This is a genomic window from Stenotrophomonas sp. YJH_SMC_21 (genome assembly GCF_059369555.1).
Genome location: NZ_JCAFSU010000003.1, coordinates 224,195 through 243,144, shown reverse-complemented (window position 1 = coordinate 243,144; position 18,950 = coordinate 224,195). Strand labels below are relative to the sequence as shown.

General features: G+C 67.2%; 19 protein-coding genes. 9 read left to right on the top strand and 10 right to left on the bottom strand.

Features of this window, described 5'->3' with window-relative positions; all coding sequences use genetic code 11:
• Positions 1-26 precede the first annotated feature (26 nt).
• The gene (locus tag AC5P67_RS06725) at positions 27-1,391 is read left to right on the top strand and encodes an NAD-dependent succinate-semialdehyde dehydrogenase (RefSeq protein WP_111189465.1); all 1,365 of its coding nucleotides are present in this window, start codon (positions 27-29) and stop codon (positions 1,389-1,391) included.
• Positions 1,392-1,582: 191 nt separating this feature from the next.
• Here AC5P67_RS06725 and AC5P67_RS06720 read toward each other — a convergent pair whose 3' ends face one another.
• From AC5P67_RS06720 to AC5P67_RS06685, 8 genes are all read right to left on the bottom strand, one after another.
• Positions 1,583-2,605: a magnesium and cobalt transport protein CorA gene (locus tag AC5P67_RS06720; protein WP_005408825.1), complete on the bottom strand. Its 1,023-nt coding sequence runs from the start codon at positions 2,603-2,605 to the stop codon at positions 1,583-1,585.
• Positions 2,606-2,611: 6 nt separating this feature from the next.
• Positions 2,612-3,862 (bottom strand): lipoprotein N-acyltransferase Lnb domain-containing protein, encoded by a 1,251-nt coding sequence (locus AC5P67_RS06715; protein WP_111189466.1) that lies wholly within the window; start codon positions 3,860-3,862, stop codon positions 2,612-2,614.
• Positions 3,859-4,740, bottom strand: a complete 882-nt coding sequence (locus tag AC5P67_RS06710; protein WP_005408827.1) for a CorC family transporter — start codon at positions 4,738-4,740, stop codon at positions 3,859-3,861. Before AC5P67_RS06710 ends, AC5P67_RS06715 begins: the two co-directional genes overlap by 4 nt.
• A gap of 64 nt (positions 4,741-4,804) precedes the next feature.
• Positions 4,805-5,392, bottom strand: coding sequence for a hypothetical protein (locus AC5P67_RS06705; RefSeq protein ID WP_171974396.1), 588 nt, complete (start codon positions 5,390-5,392; stop codon positions 4,805-4,807).
• Positions 5,392-6,000 carry a hypothetical protein gene (locus AC5P67_RS06700; RefSeq protein WP_043034380.1) on the bottom strand — a complete coding sequence of 203 codons (609 nt, stop codon included), beginning with the start codon at positions 5,998-6,000 and terminating at the stop codon, positions 5,392-5,394. Before AC5P67_RS06700 ends, AC5P67_RS06705 begins: the two co-directional genes overlap by 1 nt.
• A 74-nt stretch (positions 6,001-6,074) precedes the next feature.
• Positions 6,075-6,683, bottom strand: a complete 609-nt coding sequence (locus AC5P67_RS06695) for a hypothetical protein (protein ID WP_043034379.1) — start codon at positions 6,681-6,683, stop codon at positions 6,075-6,077.
• Between the two features lie 48 nt (positions 6,684-6,731).
• Positions 6,732-7,217 (bottom strand): rRNA maturation RNase YbeY, encoded by a 486-nt coding sequence (gene ybeY / locus AC5P67_RS06690; RefSeq protein WP_005408831.1) that lies wholly within the window; start codon positions 7,215-7,217, stop codon positions 6,732-6,734.
• Positions 7,214-8,200 (bottom strand): PhoH family protein, encoded by a 987-nt coding sequence (locus AC5P67_RS06685; protein WP_495214406.1) that lies wholly within the window; start codon positions 8,198-8,200, stop codon positions 7,214-7,216. The genes ybeY and AC5P67_RS06685 overlap by 4 nt, the downstream gene beginning before the upstream one ends.
• A 481-nt stretch (positions 8,201-8,681) precedes the next feature.
• Here AC5P67_RS06685 and AC5P67_RS06680 point away from each other — a divergent pair, with 481 nt between their 5' ends.
• The 3 genes from AC5P67_RS06680 to AC5P67_RS06670 are packed head-to-tail and all read left to right on the top strand — an operon-like array spanning position 8,682 to position 11,691.
• Positions 8,682-9,638, top strand: coding sequence for an HlyD family secretion protein (locus AC5P67_RS06680; protein WP_043034378.1), 957 nt, complete (start codon positions 8,682-8,684; stop codon positions 9,636-9,638).
• Positions 9,639-9,658: 20 nt separating this feature from the next.
• The gene (locus AC5P67_RS06675; RefSeq protein ID WP_495214405.1) at positions 9,659-10,582 is read left to right on the top strand and encodes an ABC transporter ATP-binding protein; all 924 of its coding nucleotides are present in this window, start codon (positions 9,659-9,661) and stop codon (positions 10,580-10,582) included.
• On the top strand, positions 10,579-11,691 hold the full coding sequence (locus tag AC5P67_RS06670) for an ABC transporter permease (protein WP_308310334.1): 1,113 nt from the start codon (positions 10,579-10,581) through the stop codon (positions 11,689-11,691). The genes AC5P67_RS06675 and AC5P67_RS06670 overlap by 4 nt, the downstream gene beginning before the upstream one ends.
• A gap of 190 nt (positions 11,692-11,881) precedes the next feature.
• Here AC5P67_RS06670 and miaB read toward each other — a convergent pair whose 3' ends face one another.
• Together miaB and AC5P67_RS06660 are read right to left on the bottom strand one after the other, a co-directional pair.
• Positions 11,882-13,300, bottom strand: coding sequence for a tRNA (N6-isopentenyl adenosine(37)-C2)-methylthiotransferase MiaB (miaB, locus tag AC5P67_RS06665; protein ID WP_099474839.1), 1,419 nt, complete (start codon positions 13,298-13,300; stop codon positions 11,882-11,884).
• A gap of 148 nt (positions 13,301-13,448) precedes the next feature.
• The gene (locus tag AC5P67_RS06660; RefSeq protein WP_005408837.1) at positions 13,449-14,069 is read right to left on the bottom strand and encodes a glutathione S-transferase family protein; all 621 of its coding nucleotides are present in this window, start codon (positions 14,067-14,069) and stop codon (positions 13,449-13,451) included.
• Between the two features lie 80 nt (positions 14,070-14,149).
• On the opposite strand from AC5P67_RS06660, the gene AC5P67_RS06655 reads away from it, so the two are divergent.
• From AC5P67_RS06655 to AC5P67_RS06635, 5 genes are all read left to right on the top strand, one after another.
• Entirely contained in the window at positions 14,150-15,118 is a 969-nt protein-coding gene (locus tag AC5P67_RS06655; protein ID WP_033834738.1) for a helix-turn-helix transcriptional regulator, read from the top strand.
• Positions 15,119-15,164: 46 nt separating this feature from the next.
• Complete coding sequence (locus tag AC5P67_RS06650) at positions 15,165-16,085, top strand: lytic transglycosylase domain-containing protein (protein ID WP_005408839.1); 921 nt, start codon at positions 15,165-15,167, stop codon at positions 16,083-16,085.
• A 229-nt stretch (positions 16,086-16,314) separates the two neighbouring features.
• Positions 16,315-16,935 (top strand): ubiquinol-cytochrome c reductase iron-sulfur subunit, encoded by a 621-nt coding sequence (gene petA, locus AC5P67_RS06645; protein WP_004151998.1) that lies wholly within the window; start codon positions 16,315-16,317, stop codon positions 16,933-16,935.
• Positions 16,935-18,194, top strand: a complete 1,260-nt coding sequence (locus AC5P67_RS06640; protein ID WP_005408840.1) for a cytochrome b — start codon at positions 16,935-16,937, stop codon at positions 18,192-18,194. The genes petA and AC5P67_RS06640 overlap by 1 nt, the downstream gene beginning before the upstream one ends.
• Complete coding sequence (locus AC5P67_RS06635) at positions 18,187-18,936, top strand: cytochrome c1 (protein WP_005408841.1); 750 nt, start codon at positions 18,187-18,189, stop codon at positions 18,934-18,936. The genes AC5P67_RS06640 and AC5P67_RS06635 overlap by 8 nt, the downstream gene beginning before the upstream one ends.
• Positions 18,937-18,950 lie beyond the last annotated feature (14 nt).

Genomic DNA, 18,950 nt, shown 5'->3' with positions numbered 1-18,950 from the left:
GGGGGTCTTCCAGATGGAGATCCCCCATGACCGTCGAGATCGTCGACCCGGCCACCGGACAGGTGACCTACCGCCATGAACTGATGGGCGCAGCCGACATCGAGCAGCGCCTGCAGGCCGCTGCCGATGCATTTCCGGGCTGGGCAGATCGCTCGCTGCAGGACCGCGGCGCCATCCTTCGCCAGATCGCCGCGCAGCTGCGCACGCGGCGCGACGACCTGCAGCAGGCGATGACCCACGAGATGGGCAAGCTCAAGGCCGAGGCGCTGGCCGAGGTCGACAAGTGCGCTGCCGCCTGCGAGTACTATGCCGATCACGCGGCCGACTATCTCAAGCCGCAGCTGATCGATACCGAAGCCCAGCGCAGCTACGTGCGCTACGAGCCGATCGGCTGCGTGTTCGCGGTGATGCCGTGGAATTTCCCGATCTGGCAGGTGTTCCGTTTCCTCGCCCCGGCGTTCATGGCTGGCAACGTCGCCCTGCTCAAGCACGCCAGCAACGTGCCGCAGTGCGCCGACCTGATCCTGGCGGTGTGCCGTGACGGCGGCCTGCCTGATGGCGTGTTCGACGTGCTGCACATCGACAACGACCAGGCCGCCGGCGTGCTGCGCGACGCACGGGTGAAGGCGGTGACGCTGACCGGCAGCGAGCGGGCAGGGCGCTCGATCGCCTCCAATGCCGGCAGCCAGCTGAAGAAGTCGGTGATGGAGCTGGGTGGCAGCGATGCCTTCGTGGTGCTCGACGATGCCGACCTCGACAAGACCGTGGCCGCGGCAGTGAAGTCGCGCTTCGACAACAGCGGGCAGACCTGCATCGCGGCCAAGCGCTTCATCGTGGTCGAGGCGGTGGCCGATGAATTCACCCGTCGCTTTGTGCAGGCGGCGGGCGAGCGCCAGTACGGCGATCCCGATGAGCGGGGCACCACGCTGGCGCCGATGGCTCGCGCCGACCTGCGTGACGAACTGCACAAGCAGGTGCAGGCCAGCGTGGCCAAGGGCGCGCGGGTGCTGATCGGTGGTGAGCCGATTGCCGGCACCCATGCCGGCTATCCGGCCACGGTGCTCGACCAGGTCGGCCCGGGCATGCCGGCGTATGACGAGGAGCTGTTCGGGCCGGTGGCCGCGGTGATCCGGGTCAAGGATGAGGCCGAGGCACTGCGCGTGGCCAACGACACCCGCTTCGGCCTGGGCGGCAGCGTGTGGACCGGCGATCCGGTACGCGGCGAGCGCTTCGCGCAGCGCATGGAATGCGGTGCGGCGTTCGTCAACGCCATCGTCAAGAGCGACGCGCGGCTGCCGTTCGGTGGCAGCAAGCAGTCCGGTTTCGGTCGGGAGCTGGCCGACCATGGCATCCATGAGTTCATGAACATCAAGACCGTCTACGTGGCTTGATCCCGAACGGTAGTGCCGGCCGTTGGCCGGCATTGCCGGGTTGCCGGCCAGCGGCCGGCACTACCAGAAGCGGGGCATGTGCCACGACCAACGGTCGTGGCCTACCGGATTGCAGGGTATCGACGCCCCCCGTGCATGGTGGGTATCGACGCCCACGTGCATGGTGGGTATCGACCGTTGGTCGATACGCGCTACAACCACTTCGCGCGCTTGAACAACCGGTACAGCCCGACGCACACACCGCCCACGCCAACGATCATCAGCGGGTACGACCAGGGTTCGCTCAGCTCCGGCATGTGACTGAAGTTCATGCCGTACCAGCTGGTGATCAGCGTCGGCGCGGCGAGCAGCGCAGCCCAGGCGCCCAGCCGCTTGACCGTCTCGCCCTGCGCCAGTGTCACCAGCGAAAGGTTCACGCTCAGCGCGGTGCCCAGCATCTCGCGCAGGGTGTCGATCACATCGCTGATGCGCACCGCATGGTCATGCACGTCACGCACGTACAGCTTCACTTCGTCGGGGATCAGTTCGCCCTGGTAGCGGCGCAGCTGCGCCAGCACGTCCTGCAACGGCGCCACCGCCATCCGCATCTTGTTCAGTTCGCGCTTGAGCTCGTACAGCCGCACCACCGTGCTGCGCTTGTAGGTGTCGGCGAAGATGTCCTTTTCCAGCAGGTCCAGGGTGTCGCGGAAGCGGTGCACGATCGGCAGGTAGTTGTCGACCACGAAGTCGGTCACCGCGTACAGGCAGTACGACGGACCCATCTTCAGCAGCTGCGGCTCGCGCTCGACGCGTGCGCGCACCGGCGCGTAGGACAGCGAGGCGCCGTGGCGGACCGTCACCAGGAACCGCGGGCCGAGGAAGGCATGGGTTTCGCCATACTGGATGCGTTCGTCGACCATCTGCGCGGTGGTCACCACCACGAACAACGAGTTGCCATAGGTCTCGACCTTGGGCCGTTGGTGCGCATTGCGCGCATCCTCGATGGCCAGGTCGTGCAGGCAGAATTCTTCCTGCAGTTTCAGCAGCACGTCTTCGTTGGGGTCGTACAGGCCGACCCAGACGAAGCCGTTGCCGCTGGCAATGACATCGCTGATGGCATCCAGGCTGATGTCGTGGCGCTTGCCCTCGTCATCGTAGTGGACGCAGTTGATGACGCAGGTAGGGTTGGCCGAAGCGGGGGCGGAAGCGGAGGCGGGCAATGACATGCCCGCCATCGTGCGTCAGGGCCGTGTTTCGGACAAGTGAGGACGACGCGCCAGCACCCACGCCAGTGCCACGTGCACCGGCAGCAGCAGCACGATCCACTGCACGTTGTACTGCGCCTGCAGGCTCAGCCAGTGCAGCACCAGCGCGGCCATCGCCTGTACCGCCAGCAGCCACAGCACGATCCTGAACATGCGTCCCGGCACGCGCCGGCGCAGCAGTGCGATCGCGCCCGGCAGCAGCAGCACGGCCAGTGGCGAAAGCAGCAGCAGGTTGCGGTTGGCCCATGCGGCGTAGTGGATGCTGAAGCCCCACAGGAACACCAGCACGCCACCGAACAGGGCGCACAGCAGCCAGAACGGCACGGCCAGCCCGGCCAGCAGGCGCGGGCGGTTGCGCAGCGCCAGCACGCCAGCGGCGATCACCAGGCCACACAGCAGCCACGGCCACCAGCGGCGTGCGAACTCCTTCGGCTCCGGATCGATGCGGTGCGGCAACAGTTCCTGTTCGGACTGCACCAGCGGCCGGCCATCGCTGTTGCGTGCCTGGCGCAGGGCATCGGCCAGGCGCATCGGGACGAACGCTTCCTGCCAGCGCGACAGCGGCTGGTCGGCGAACGGTCCGAGGCCCACATCGAAGCCCAGCCACATCCATGGTGCCGGCGAGGCCAGACGGACCGATTCACTGCGATAGGTGTTGCCACGCGAGCGCCCCGACAGCTGCGACTGCAGGCCGCCGCCGAGCGCCTTGTCCAGCGTGTCGCGCACCATCGTCGCGCAGTTGGCGGTGTAGTAATCGTAGTGGTAACGCGCGTTTTCCGGCTTGGCCCGCTCGGCCAGGCCGGCGGCCAGCGAGCGCGCCTGGTCCGGGCGCAGGTCCAGCCATTGCACGCTGGCGCCACGGCCGGTCTCGTCGTAGTACGACAGGTCCTGCTGCAGCGGCAGCGCCACCAGGTAGTACATCATGTCGCCGCGCGCGAAGCGGCTGACGAAATCGTCCTCGGACGGATCGAAGTAGCCGAAGTTGTACGAGGTCGCTTCACCGCTGAGCGGATCGACCACCACGATGGCGTCATGGCCGAAGCGTTCGAAGAACACCGTGCCCGGCTGCATGGTCACCACGCCGATGCGCGGAGCAGGGGCTTCAGCGCTGGCCGCGGGCACGGCAGGTGTGGCCGGCGCCGGCTGCGCGAAGGCGGCCAGCGGCAGGGCCATGGCCAGCACGTAGAGTGCCAGCCACACCATGAGGATCAGGCCGCGGCGCTTCAAGCGTCGTCCTGCGCGTCCGGCGGCAGCACGGTCACGTGGAAGGCCTGTACCCGGCGCGCATCGGCGCGGGCCACGCGGAACATGAAGCGGTCCAGCGCCAGCTCGTCACCGACTTCCGGCAGGTGGCCCACGGCCTCGGTGACCAGGCCGCCGATGGTGTCGTAGTCCTCGTCGGAGAACGTCGCGCCGAAACGCTCGTTGAAGTCGCCGATCGGGGTCAGCGCGTCGACCACGTACTGGCCGTCGGACTGGATCGCGATCTGCGCCGAGGGATCCTCGGCCTCGTCATGCTCATCGTCGATCTCGCCGACGATCTGTTCCAGCACGTCCTCGATGGTGACCAGGCCGGCGACACCGCCGTACTCGTCCACCACGATGGCCATGTGGTTGCGCGACAGGCGGAATTCCTTCAGCAGCACGTTGAGCTTCTTCGCTTCCGGGATCAGGACCGCCGGGCGCAGCAGCTCGCGCACGTTGGCCGGACCGTTGTCGGCGACCACGCCGCGCAGCAGGTCCTTGGCCAGCAGGATGCCAAGGATGTCGTCCTTGTTCTCGCCGTGCACCGGGAAGCGTGAATGGCCGGATTCGACCACCTGCTTCATCAGTTCCAGGAAGGGCGCTTCAACTGGCAGCGAGACCATCTGCGAGCGCGAGATCATCACGTCGCCCACGGTCAGCTCGGCCACCGAAATGGCGCCTTCCATCATCTTCAGGGTATCGGCGGCGATCAGACCCTCTTCCTGCGCGGTGTGCAGGACAGCGACCAGCTCGTCGCGGGTATGGGGTTCGCCGGAGAAGGCGGAGGTCAGGCGTTCAAGCCAGCCGCGCTTCTTTTCACTGTGCTCCGCAGGGGAGCTACTACTGTCGTCTTCTGACATCTCTGGAAAAAAGGCACCCGGCAGGCCGGGCGTTGACCCAAGTCTAGCAGGATGTGACGGCCTGTCAGTGACTGCCGGTGACCGGGGCTGGGGCGGCCGCGGCCGGCTTCTCTTCGGGCAGGTCCAGGCTGTAGGTGCAGCCGGCCAGGGTCTTGCCCGGGTGGGAGGCCACGGTGGAGACGCTGAGGATGATCGACTCGATCTGGGCCTCGCCGGTCTTCGGGTCGGTCACGTCGCGGCTGACCAGCTCGCGGCCGGCCATGAACTTGCCGTCCTGGTCGTAGCCGGTCTCCAATTCCAGCCGTTTGGCCAGCGGGCGTGGGTCGGCCTGGTCGAGGACGGCCATGACGCTGGCGCCGGCCACCGCCACCCGATCGGTCTGTTGGCCGAAGACGGTGATCGGGCTGGCCAGCCGGAACTCGCTCATGAACTGGTTGCCCTGCGGCAGCGGCTGCAGGCCCTGGGCCACGGCCTTCAGCGGATCGGCCAGCAGCGGCGCCAGCGCGGCCTGCTCGGCCACGCCTTGGCGGCATTCGATGAGGGCCGGCAGGTCCAGGCGGGTGGCGAAGGCGGAGGGAGCGGCGAGGGCACAGAGCAGGGGCAGACAGCAGCGCAGTGACACGGTCGGTTTCCGCAGGCGAGGGGCCGCCATCATAGCCCCGGCGAGCGTCGGAACAGCCCGCTGAGAAGGCGCAGGAAACCGGTCATCGCCCGCCGTACGACCATCAGTGAGAGAGTCAGCACGACCGCAAGCATGGCGACCTGCATCGATTGCCCCGCGATGCGCGCCACCGCCGGCCACAGGCCCGGGCTGGTCAGCCAGGGCATCAGTTCCGCCGCGGCTGTCCTGGCCACTTTCATGTAGATCACGGCCAGCACGAACAGCACCAGCAGCGAGGTGCGGCTGGCGTGGAAGAACGGCAGTGCATTGACCGGCCTGCCAAACCGCTGCTGCAGCAGCGTTCGCCACAGCACTGGCAGGGTCAAGGCACCGACCAGTATCAGCACCATCGACGTTTCCCACAGCCCCGGCAGGTGGGCGGGTTCCGCTCTACCTGTGAAGTGCGGGCCGAACATGCCGATCGCCAGCCCGGCCAGCAGGCACACGGGCGACAGCAGGGCCAGGCTGCGCAGCAGCCAGTGCCTGCCGCCGGGGTCGCGGGCGCTGATGCGGCGCACGGTGTGAGCGCCCAGCACCAGCAGGCCCGCGAGCAGGCCGGCGGCCATCGCAAACGTCGTGAAGCTGTTCCCTGGGTTCATCCTTTTTCCTTCCGCGTCCTGGCCGGTGTTGAACAGTAGCTCAGCGCATGGCTGGCACTCCAGCCGTGGCGCAGTCAGGGCGGACTCCAGCGCGTGGCCGCTGGGTACCAGCGCAGCCTGACCGGGTAGCCCAGTCGCGCCTGCAGGTGGTCACGCACGGCCGCCGCCGTCGCGCGGTTGGCTGGGGTATCCCGCAGCTCCACCTCCAGCTCCCCGGTCTTGACATCCAGGCCATGGCCTAACAGGTCGGGCAGCTGGGCCCGCAGCCAGTCCTGCTGTGCGTGCAGGCGGCGCGTCATCTCCGCTTCGGTCATCGCGGCGCCGGTGATGTAGCGCACACGTTGCGGGCCATCCGCCCCTGGATGTGTCTCATCGGCCTCGGGTGCGGCGCCTGTCAGTCGCACGACAACGTTCCAGCCCCTCGCATTGTCCACCCAGATGCCGGCCAGACGTGCCGCGTGCCGCGCTTCCAGGCGCTCGATCAGTGCCCGTTGCTGGGCAGTGGCGACGATGTTGCGGGTGTCGCGCTCGCTGCTGCCGAAGAACGCCCGTAGTTCGGCGATCTTTGCGGCGATGTCGGCCTCGCTGTCGCTGGCGGGGAACGGTGAGGGACGGTCAGGATCGGGCATCAGGCCTGCCCCGGACTGCAGTAGCGCGGCAAGCACAAGTGCGGGCAGGGTCATGCTGCGCTCCTCTTCCGTGAGTGCGTGGGCTCGGAACAGGGCCCGGTGTCAGCGCTCGCCCGCGTAGGGGTCGTCGATGCCCAGCTCGGCCAGGATCTCCCGTTCCAGCTGTTCCATCGCTTCGGCTTCCTTGTCGTCCTCGTGGTCCCAGCCGAGCAGGTGCAGCACGCCGTGCACGGTCAGGTGCGCGTAGTGGGCGTTGAGCGCCTTGCCCTGTTCGTCGGCCTCCCGCGCTACGACAGGTGCACAGATAACCAGATCGCCGAGCAGCGGGAACTTGACGCCCTTGGGCAGGCCTTCGGGCACTTCGGCCGGGAAGCTGAGCACGTTGGTGGCGTAGTCCTTGCCGCGGTAATGGCGGTTCAGCGACTGCCCTTCCTTGGCGTCGACCACGCGGATGGCCAGGTCGGCCTCGCGGATGCGGCCCTTCAGCGCGGCAGCCACCCACTTGCGGAAGCTCACTGCCGCCGGCAGGCCGGCACGCGGCAGGGCATAACTGACGGCGACGTCCAGTCGCACGGGACCACGGGTCATGGAGTTGCTCCAGGTTGGATCTGATGCAGGTCGCGGCGGTCGTAGGCGCTGACGATGCGCGCCACCAGCGGGTGGCGGACCACGTCGCGGGATTCGAAGAAGGTGAAGCTGACACCCTCCACGTCGCGCAGCACGTCGATGGCGTCGCGCAGGCCCGACTTCACGTGCTTGGGCAGGTCGGTCTGGGTCAGGTCACCGGTGACCACCGCGGTGGAGCCGTAGCCGAGGCGGGTCAGGAACATCTTCATCTGCTCGATGGTGGTGTTCTGTGCTTCGTCCAGGATCACGAACGCATCGTTGAGCGTGCGGCCGCGCATATAGGCCAGCGGCGCGATCTCGATGACGTTCCTTTCCAGCAGCTTGACCACCTTTTCCACGCCCATCATCTCGTACAGGGCGTCGTACAGCGGTCGCAGATAGGGATCGACCTTCTGGCTCAGGTCGCCGGGCAGGAAGCCCAGCTTCTCGCCGGCTTCCACCGCGGGGCGGACCAGGATCAGCCGCTGCACCCGCGATTCGTTCAGCGCTTCGACTGCGCTGGCCACGGCCAGGAAGGTCTTGCCGGTGCCGGCCGGCCCGATGCCGAAGTTGATGTCGTGGGTTGCGATCTGGTGCAGGTAGCGGGCCTGGTTGGCACCGCGCCCGCGTACCGTGCCGCGCTTGACCTTGATCGCCACCTCCTGCGCTTCGTAGGAGCGTTCGGCGATCTGCTCGACATTGGCCTGCGCCAGGCGCAGGTGGATGGCGTGGTTGTCGAAGGTCGTTTCGCCGGCTTCGGCGTACAGCGCTTCAACCAGCTTCTGCGCCTCGACGATGGCGTCCTTCGGCCCGCTGATGCGGAACACGAAGCCACGGTTGGCGATTTCCACGCCGAGTTTCAGTTCGATCTGCCGCAGGTGCCCGTCGAACGGGCCACACAGGTTGGCCAGCCGTTCGTTGTCTTCCGGCGACAGGGTGAAGTCTCGATGCTCGATGCTTTTCATTGCTTCGGGTGGGGCGGACGCCTTCCACCGCAGTGTATTCAGGGGAGACAAGGGTAGCGCGCGTGCGGGGCACACGGCCAGCAGACGGTCGATACAGCGTTTTCCACACCCGGTGTGGACGGGGGGCGCGAAAACCTGTGGATAGACCTTCGCAATGCTTGTGCCACAAGGCCCATGAGGTCCTGGTGAAAAAAACGTCATGGTCGCTCGTCGCTTCGGCAGCACTGCCATGGGGGCCTGCACGGGGGCATTCATCGTGACGACAGTGCAGGTTTCGTTGCCGGGTGAGCAACAAAGCCGGGCGCTGGCGGATTTCCACAACGGTTGTGGAATGATGCCGAATCAACCTGTGGATAGGTGGTGCGGAGCCTTGCAGCAAAAGGCGTGCCGGCGCGTGGCGAAAAAACCGCCAGGGCTGATCGGAATCATTGAGGGTGCACGGGGCACATGGCACCGTGTCGCCGTCGCAGGAGGGGATGGCATGGGCATCGGCAACGGGATGCGAGGAATCGGACTGGCGGGCATCGGCCTGCTGGCCGGGTGTGGGCAGTCAACACCGACTGCACTGGGCACGCTGGAGTGGGACCGGATCACGGTGCCGGCACCGGCGGCCGAAGTGATCGCCACGGTGGAGGTGCGCGAGGGACAGCAGGTCAAGGCCGGCGCCGTGCTGATGCAGCTCGACCCGGCCCGCGGCGACGCGCAGTTCGCCGCAGCGCAGGCTGATACGGCGCGTGCGCAGGCGCAGCTGGAAGAACTGATGATCGGCCCACGCCAGGAGCAGATCGCGCAGGCCCAGGCGCAACTGGCCGCGCTGCGCGCACAGGCTGCCGAAGCAAGTGCCTATTACCGACGGGTCCAGCCGTTGGCACAGCAGCGCTTGATTGCCGCCGCTGAGCTGGATCGTGCACGTGCCGCCGCCGGCAATGCCGAGGCCAGCGTGCGTGCTGCCGAGCAGGCCTGGCTGGAGCGGGTGCACGGCAGCCGTGTGCAGGATATCGCCCAGGGCCAGGCCGCCGCCGATGCCGCTCAGGCGCAACAGGCAGTGCAGGCCGTGAACCTGCAGAAGCTGCAATTGCGTGCGCCGCGCGACGGCGTGGTCGATGCCTTGCCTTACCGGCAGGGCGACCAGGCGCCGGTCGGCGCGCCGCTGGCGGTGATGCTGGTCGGCGAGCGCCCCTATGCGCGCGTGTATCTGCCGCAGCCGCTGCGCCTGCAGGTCAAGGTCGGGCAGGCCGCGCAGATACAGCTGGAAGGAGGCAGCACGGTGCTGACGGGACACGTGCGTGCGATCCGCAGCGAACCGTCGTTCACGCCGTACTACGCACTGACCGGTGATGACGTCGAGCGCCTGAGTTATCTGGCCGAGATTGAAGTGGACGGGAACAGCGACATGCAGAAGCTGCCAGCGGGTCTTCCGGTACAGGTGCGCTTCTGAACACCGGCAACGACATCGCGGTGCATGCCCAGGGCCTGACCCGCCGCTTCGGCGATCTGCTGGCCGTGGACAATGTCGACCTGACCGTGCCGCGTGGCCAGGTCTATGGCTTCCTGGGCCCGAACGGGTCGGGCAAGTCGACCACCATCCGCATGCTGTGCGGCCTGCTGGAACCGAGCGCCGGCCAGATCGAGGTGCTCGGCCTGGCCGTGCCGGAGCAGGCCGAGGCACTGCGCCGGCGCATCTGCTACATGACCCAGCGCTTCTCGTTGTATGAAGACCTTTCGGTGCGCGAGAACCTGGAATTCCTCGCCGCCATCCAGGACCTGCCGCGTACGCAGGCCCGGCAGCGGGTCGACGAACTGCTGCAGCAGTACCGTCTCCTGGACCGGCAGCCGCAGCTGGCCGGCACCCTCAGTGGTGGCCAGAAGCAGCGCCTGGCGCTGGCCGGCGCCGTCGTGCACGCGCCCGAGCTGTTGTTCCTGGACGAGCCGACCAGCGCGGTCGACCCGGAGTCACGCCGCGATTTCTGGGAGGCCCTGTTTGAACTTGCCGACGCCGGTACCACCGTGCTGGTATCGACCCACTACATGGACGAAGCCGAGCGCTGCCATCGGCTGGCGATCCTCGATCGAGGCGCGCTGGTGGCCGATGGCACGCCGGCCGAACTCTGTGCACGGCTGGACGGCCGCACGTTGCAGGTCACGTCGGCGCAGCCGCGGCAGGCCAGCCGCGCGTTGTCTGAGCTGCCCGGCGTGCTGAGCGTGGCACAGATCGGCACGCAGCTGCGCGTGCTGTGCAGCGAGGCGGCCGCCGATACGCCAGCGTTGCGGCGCGCGCTGGCCAGCGCCGATCCGCAGGCCCGCATCGAGGCGGTGGCGCCGAACCTGGAAGACGTCTTCGTCGCCGCCACCCGCGGCCGTGGCCGGGAGCCAGCGGCATGAACCTGCGCCGGCTGTGGGCGATCATGCTCAAGGAATTGCGCCAGCTGCGCCGCGACCGCATCACGCTGGCGATGATCGTCGGCATTCCGGTGATGCAGCTGCTGCTGTTCGGCTACGCGATCAATCTCAACCTGCGCCACCTCGACGCCGGTGTCGCCGACCAGGCCAACAGTGCGGCGTCACGCCCGCTGGTGCAGGACATGGTCGCCACCGGCGTGATCACGCCGCGCAGCGAAGCCTATACGCCCGACCAGTTGATGCAGGCGCTGCGGCGTGGCGAGATCAGTGTCGGCATCGTGGTGCCGGCCGACTTCGAGCGTCGTCGCTTCGATGGACGCGAGGCGGTGCAGGTGCTGGTTGATGGCAGCGACACCGTGGTGCAGAGCGCGGCGATCCAGCTGGCGCAGGTGCCGCTGGAGACGCGACCGACCAGCAACACGCGGCCGCTGCGCGAAGGCAGCATCGCCAGTGGTCCAATCAGCGTGACCAGCTTCTACAACCCGCAGCGGCGTTCGGCGGTGAACATCGTGCCAGGCCTGATCGGGGTGATCCTGACCATGACCCTGGTGATGTTCACGGCGGTGGCGGTGGTGCGTGAACGCGAGCGCGGCAACATGGAGCTGCTGATCGCCACGCCGGTGTCGCGCAGCGAACTGATGGTGGGCAAGGTGCTGCCCTATGCAGCCATCGGCCTGCTGCAGACCACGCTGGTGCTGGTGCTGGGCACCTGGCTGTTCCAGGTGCCGATCCGCGGCAGCCTGCTCGATATCTACCTGGCCGCGGTGCTGCTGGTGCTGGCCAACCTCGCACTGGGCCTGCTGATTTCCACGCGCGCGCGCTCGCAGTTCCAGGCGATGCAGATGACCCTGTTCATGTTCCTGCCGTCGATCCTGCTGTCGGGCTTCATGTTCCCGTTCGCGGGCATGCCGCGGCCGGTGCAATGGCTGGCCGAAGTACTGCCGCTGACCCACTTCCTGCGCCTGGTGCGCGGCATCATGCTGCGCGGCGCCTCGCTGTGGGAGCTGTGGCACGACGCGCTGGCGCTGCTGGCCTTCATCGCGGTGATGATGACCCTGGCGATCCTGCGTTTCCGCAAGCGTTTGGATTGAGGCATGCCGACCAACGGTCGGCATCCACCCCGGCAGGTGCCGGCCACTGGCCGGCATCAACTCCGGTGGGTGCCGGCCACTGGCCGGCATCAATTCGGTGGGTGCCGACCGTTGGTCGGCATCAACTCGGTGGGTGCCGACCGTTGGTCGGCATCAACTCCGGTGGGTGCCGACCGTTGGTCGGCGCACCTTATTCCGCCACCACGCGCGCGCGCAGCGAATTGGTCAGCGCCTCGGTGATCACCACATCCACGAACTGGCCGATCAGCCGCGCCGGCGCCGGGAAGTTCACCGAACGCATGTTCTCGGTCTTGCCGGTCAGTTCGTTCGGGTTCTTGCGCGAAGGGCCTTCCACCAGCACGGTCTGCACGGTGCCGACCATCTTCTCGGAGATGCCGGCGGCGTGCGCATTGATGCGCTCCTGCAGGCGCGACAGGCGCGCGTGCTTCTCGGCATCGCTGATCGTGTCCTCCAGGTCGGCCGCCGGGGTCCCCGGGCGGCGCGAATAGATGAAGGAGAAGCTGTGGTCGAAGCCGATGTCCTCGATCAGCTTCATGGTCTTCTCGAAATCGGCATCGGTTTCGCCGGGGAAGCCGACGATGAAGTCCGAGCTGATCGAGATGTCCGGGCGCACCGCGCGCAGCTTGCGGATCTTCGACTTGAATTCCAGCGCGGTATAGCCGCGCTTCATCGCCGACAGTACGCGATCGCTGCCGGCCTGCACCGGCAGGTGCAGGAAGTTGGCCAGCTTCGGCACGTCGCGGAACGCATCGATCAGCGAGTCGCTGAACTCCAGCGGGTGCGAGGTGGTGAAGCGGATGCGGCCGACGCCGTCGATCTCGGCGATGGTCCGGATCAGCAGGCCGAGATCGGCGAACTCGCCATCTCCATAGGGGCCGCGATAGGCATTGACGTTCTGCCCGAGCAGGTTGATTTCGCGCACGCCCTGCGCGGCCAGCTGCGCCACTTCCACCACCACGTCCTCGAACGGGCGGCTGACTTCGGTGCCGCGGGTGTAGGGCACCACGCAGAACGAGCAGTACTTCGAGCAGCCTTCCATGATCGACACGAACGCCGAAGCGCCTTCGGCACGCGGTTCCGGCAGACGGTCGAACTTCTCGATCTCGGGGAAGCTGATGTCCACCTGCGGGCGCTTCTGCTCGCGTCGGGCGCGGATCAGCTCCGGCAGCCGGTGCAGGGTCTGCGGGCCGAACACAAGGTCCACGAACGGCGCACGCTTGATGATCGCCTCGCCTTCCTGCGAGGCAACGCAGCCGCCCACGCCGATGATGACCTCGCGGCCCTTGTTCTTCAGGCCCTTCCAGACGCCGAGCTGGCTGAACACCTTCTCCTGCGCCTTCTCGCGGATGGAACAGGTGTTGACCAGGATGACGTCGGCGTCTTCCGGGGTATCGGTCAGTTCCAGGCCATCGCTGGCGGCGAGCACGTCGGCCATCTTGGCCGAGTCGTACTCGTTCATCTGGCAACCGTGGGTCTTGATGTACAGCTTGCCTTTCACCTGGTCGGGCTTGCGCGGACCGGCGGGCAGGGCAACGAGCGGGGCACCGCCCGGCGGGGCGGGCGGAAAGACGTCTGGCGTCCCGGTCATGGCGCTTAATCCATTCGGGTGGCGGGAAAGCCGGCAATTCTACCTGCATCCCGGCGCGTACGCCGCGCTGTGCGCTCGCGGGGCACGGCCCCGCGCTACCCGCATCCCGCCGGCCCCGGTAGCGCCGGGCGGTGCCCGGCGGGCGCCCTTACGCCGCCGCCAGCTCCGCATCGATCTGCCGCGAACGGTCGAACGCGGTCATCGCGCTCATCCGTGCGATGTAGTCAGCCGTGGCCGGCGCCGGCTGTACCAGGCCAAAGGCCGTGGTCCACGCCAGTGCATTGCCCCACAGCACGTCGGCGGCGCTCATGACCTCGCCCAGCAGGTACGGGCCCTGCGCCAGCTGGGCCTCGACCACCTGCAGCACGGTCTCGGCATCGTTGTACGGCGACATCAGGCGCGGCGGCGGCTCGCGGTGCATCGCCTTGTCGATCATCGCCGGCTCGAAACAGGCGCCATAGAAGGCCATCCAGCGCAGGTAGGGGCCGCGCAGGGCGTCGCCGATCGGCGGTGCCAGCCCGGCTTCCGGATACAGGTCGGCCAGGTACAGATAGATCGCCACCTGCTCGGTCACCAGTGCGCCGTTGTGGACGATGGCCGGCACCTTGCCCATCGGGTTGATGGCCAGGTAGGCCGGGGCCAGGTTGGCGCCGGCTTTCAGGTCCAGCACCTGCATGCGGTAGTCGGCACCCAGCGCTTCGAGCAGGGCCACGGCGCCGCTCGAGCGGGAACGGGCGGCGTGGTACAGGGTGATCTGGCGTGAATTCATGGCATTGCTCCTTGCGGTGGGTGGTGAACTGGAGGCCATCCTGGGGCACTATTGCGGACGACTTCTGTCCTCGATCCTTCATGCGCCATACCGCCCATCGTCTGCTGCGCCTGATCGCCCTGCTGCAGGCCCGCCGCCAGTGGTCCGGGGCCGAGCTCGCCGAGCGCATGGGCGTGGACCGGCGCAGCATTCGCCGTGATATCGAGCGCCTGCGCGAGCTGGGCTATCCGGTGCAGGCCTCGTCCGGGGTCGGCGGCGGCTACCAGTTGGGGGCCGGGGCCCCGGTGCTGCCGATGCTGCTGGACGAGGAGGAGGCGACCACCCTGGCCATCGCCCTGCGCGCAGCCTCGGCCACCGTTGCCGGGATCGACGACACCGCGCGTGGCCTGTTGTCCAAGCTCGATCCGCTGGTGCCGACCCGTCGTCGCCAGCAGGCCGGCGAGGTGCATGCAGCGACGGCCACCCTGTCCGACCTTCCGTCCACCGACGCACGCCTGCTCGGGCGGCTGGCCCAGCACTGCCGACAGGCGTCACGGCTGGCCTTCGAATACCGCAGCGCGCAGGAAGCCGTCACCCAGCGCGAGGTTGAGGCCCAGCACCTGGTCAATTACGGGCGACGCTGGTATCTGCTTGCCTGGGACCTGGGGCGGCAGGACTGGCGCACCCTGCGCGTGGACCGCATGGGCGCCGTACGTGAGTGCGCCGGGCCGGGCCTGCACCGGCGCACCCCGGCGCCGCCCGATGTGATGGTGCGGCAGGCGGTCAGCCAGGCGCCGTTCGCGCTGCAGGCCATCCTCCGCCTGTCCGGCAGCCATTCCGAGCTGGAAGGCCGCATCCCGCCGTGGTGTGGAGTACTGGAAGCGGATGGCCCAGACCACTGCCTGCTGCGCATGGGCGCCGAGAGCCGCGGCATGATGCTGGCGCAGATTCTCAGCCTGGACCGCCTGCCCGTGGCGCTTTGGACCACCCCGCCGGGCCTGCGCGACGAACTGGCACAGCGCCTGGCGGGCCTCGGCCAGCTGCTGGCTGTGCCGCCGGTCACAGGCTGAGCCACGTCGCTTGGCAAGCCCCGGCGAAGCTGGGACACTCGCCGCCATGAAGGGGATACTGGGGACAACGGCGATCATCATCGCTGCGCTGACCGCTGCGCCGGCCAGCGCTGGAACCCTGTACAAGTGCCAGGGCGCTGACGGCGTCACCAGTTATGTGAGCAAGCGGGTGGCCGGCGCGCGCTGCAGCACCATCAGCTACACCCGTGACACCCGCCCGGCACCTCGACCGGTGGTGGCCGCGCCCAGGCCGGCACCCACCACGGTGGCCAGCATCGAACGCAACCCGGTGGCCGTTGCTGCGAGTGCCGCAGCGCCGGCAACGGTCGCGCCTGCGTCCGTGCCGGCATCCGGTCCCGCACAGCCGGTCGCCTCGCGCAGCGGGCGCATGGTCAGTGGCCAGGTGTATTCCTTCATGAAGGATGGCGTGCGCCACTACACCAGTGCGCGCCCGACACAGGTGGCCAACCTCGGCCCGGTCCGGACCATCCGCTACAGCTTCATGGAGCGCTGCTATGCCTGCGGGGTCAATCCACGCGTGGACTTCGGCACCGTGCGACTGAACACCTCGGCCTTCCAGGCCGAGATCACCTCGGCCGCGCGCGAGTTCGGCGTGGAGGAGGCGGTGGTGCGCGCCATCATCCATGCCGAGTCGGCCTACAACCCGACCGCGCTCAGCCGTGCTGGCGCGCAGGGCCTGATGCAGCTGATGCCGCCGACCGCCGCGCGCTTCGGCGTAAGCGATTCCTATGACGCCGGGCAGAACATCCGTGGCGGCGTGCAGTATCTTGCGTGGTTGCTGAAACGCTTCAATGGCGACCTGACCCTTGCCGCAGCCGGCTACAACGCTGGCGAAGGTGCGGTCGACCGCCACGGTGGCGTGCCACCCTACAGCGAAACCCAGTACTACGTGCGCCGGGTCGGGCAGCTGGCCGAGCGTTACCGCACCGCCCTGAGTCACCAGTAGGTGCCGACCGTTGGCCGGTACTCCTTGAACGGTAGGTGTCGACCGTTGGTCGGCACTCCTTTGAAAGGTAGTGCCGGCCGCTGGCCGGCAACCCCGCAATCAATGTTGTTGCAATGCGTTGTGTGGCGCGCGACGGTTCCGCTACACTCGACCGTGATTCAATGCGGCTCTGGCCCCCACCGGATCCGCTGGCAGCCTTAAAGCTACCTAATCAATATCGGAGTGCCGGATGGCCAACGATGGGGTACACGATCCAGTCAACACCGGACGTCGGCGTTTTCTTTCTGCCACCACAGCCGTGGTGGGCGCCGTCGGCGTCGGATTCACCGCAGTTCCTTTCATCAAATCCTGGAACCCCAGTGCCCGCGCCAAGCTTGCCGGCGCACCGGTGGTGGCCGACATCAGCGCCCTGCAGGAAGGCCAACGCCTGATCGTGGAATGGCGTGGCCAGCCGATCTGGATCGTCAAGCGGTCCAAGGCCATCCTCGATGCGCTGCACGGGCTGGACGGCCGTCTCAAGGACCCCGAGTCCGGCGAGAAGGATCAGCAGCCGGACTACGTGCTGAAGCAGAACCCCGAACTGCGCTCGATCAAGCCGGATATCTCCGTACTGGTCGGCCTGTGCACGCACCTGGGCTGCTCGCCGGAAATGGTCGCCGAGATCCGGCCTGAGCCCTACGATCCGCAGTGGAAGGGCGGCTACTTCTGCCCGTGCCACAAGTCGCGCTTCGACATGTCCGGACGCGTCTTCAAGGACGTGCCGGCGCCGATCAACCTGAAGGTGCCCGCGCACCATTACCAGGACGACAACACCATCATCATCGGTGTCGATCCGCAGGGGGCTGCCTGATGGCCAATATCCTCAGCCGTACTGCCAGCGGCGTGGCCGACTGGGTCAACGCCCGCGCGCCCGGCCTGATGCCGGTCTACCGGAAGCACGTCAGCGAGTACTACGCGCCGAAGAACTTCAACATCTGGTACTACTTCGGTTCGCTGGCGCTGCTGGTGCTGGTCAACCAGATCGTCACCGGCATCTTCCTGACGATGCACTACAAGACCAGCGCCGCCGAGGCGTTCGGCTCCATCGAATACATCATGCGCGATGTGGAGTGGGGCTGGCTGATCCGCTACATGCACTCCACCGGTGCCTCGCTGTTCTTCATCGTGGTCTACCTGCACATGTTCCGTGGCCTGCTGTACGGCAGTTACCAGAAGCCGCGCGAGCTGGTGTGGATCCTCGGCATGCTGATCTACCTGGTGTTGATGGCCGAAGCCTTCATGGGCTACGTGCTGCCGTGGGGCCAGATGTCGTTCTGGGGCGCCAAGGTGATCATCTCGCTGTTCGGCGCGATACCGGTGATCGGCAACGGCCTGACCGAATGGATCATGGGCGATTACCTGCCCAGTGACGCCACGCTCAACCGCTTCTTCGCGCTGCATGTCATCGCCCTGCCGCTGGTGCTGTTGCTGCTGGTGGTACTGCACCTGGGCGCGCTGCACGAAGTGGGTTCGAACAACCCCGATGGCGTGGAGATCAAGAAGGGGCCGAAGGGCAACCGCTGGTCGCCGAACGCGCCGGCCGATGGCATTCCGTTCCACCCGTACTACACGCTCAAGGATGGCGTCGGCGCCGGTTTCCTGCTGATCATCGCCGCCTTCATCATCTTCTTCGCGCCCGGTTTCGGCGGCCTGTTCCTGGAGCACGACAACTTCACCGAGGCCAACCGCCTGGTGACCCCGGAACACATCAAGCCGGTCTGGTACTACACGCCTTACTACGCGATGTTGCGCGTGGTGCCGAACAAGCTCGGTGGCGTGCTGGTGATGTTCTCGGCCATTGCGATCCTGTTCCTGGTGCCGTGGCTGGACAAGGCCAGGGTGAAGTCGGTGCGCTACCGCGGCTGGATCTCGAAGGTGATGCTGGGCGTGCTGGCGGTGTGCTTCGTGTGGCTGGGCGTGATTGGTTCCGGCCCGGGCACCGACGTGCACGAGACCTACATCGGGCGGGTGCTGACCTTCCTGTACTTCGCGTTCTTCATCACCATGCCGCTATGGACACGGTTGGACAAGACCAAGCCGGTACCGGAGAGGGTGACCACCCATGACTGATCGCTGGATGGTCCGGTTGGCCCTGACGGCCACCCTGATGCTGGGCAGTTTCCTGGCCTCCGCCGCCGAAGGTGGCACCAAGCTGCTGCAGGCCGGCAACGATCTGGGCGACCGCGCTTCGCTGCAGCGCGGCGCGCAGCTGTACATGAACTACTGCTCCGGCTGCCACGCGCTGAAGTACCTGCGCTATTCGCGGATGGCGCAGGACCTGGGCCTGACCGAGGAAGAGGTGATGAACAACCTCAACTTCACCGGTTCGGCGATCGGCGACCCGATCCCGGTGGCGATGCCCAAGGAGAACGCGGAGAAGTGGTTCGGCAAGATGCCGCCCGACCTCAGCCTGATCGCGCGCGTGCGGGGCAGTGACTGGGTCTACACGTACCTCAAGTCGTTCTACCTGGACAGCAGCCGGCCGCTGGGCTGGAACAACGCGCTGTTCGCCAATGCCTCCATGCCCAACCCGCTGTGGGAGATGCAGGGCCTGCAGCATGCGGTCCATGGCAAGGCGGAAGCGCCCGGCATGGACCCGCCGGTGACTGGCCTGAAGATCGAAACGCCCGGGTCGGTCGATGCCGGCCAGTACGACCAGGCGGTGCGGGACATCACCAACTTCCTCGAGTACGCCGGTGAACCGGCCGCGCTCAAGCGCCAGCAGCTGGGCGTGTGGGTGATCCTGTTCCTGGCCCTGCTCACCTTCCTGCTGTACCTGCTGAAGAAGGAATACTGGAAGGACGTTCACTGAATCTGCCGCCGGCC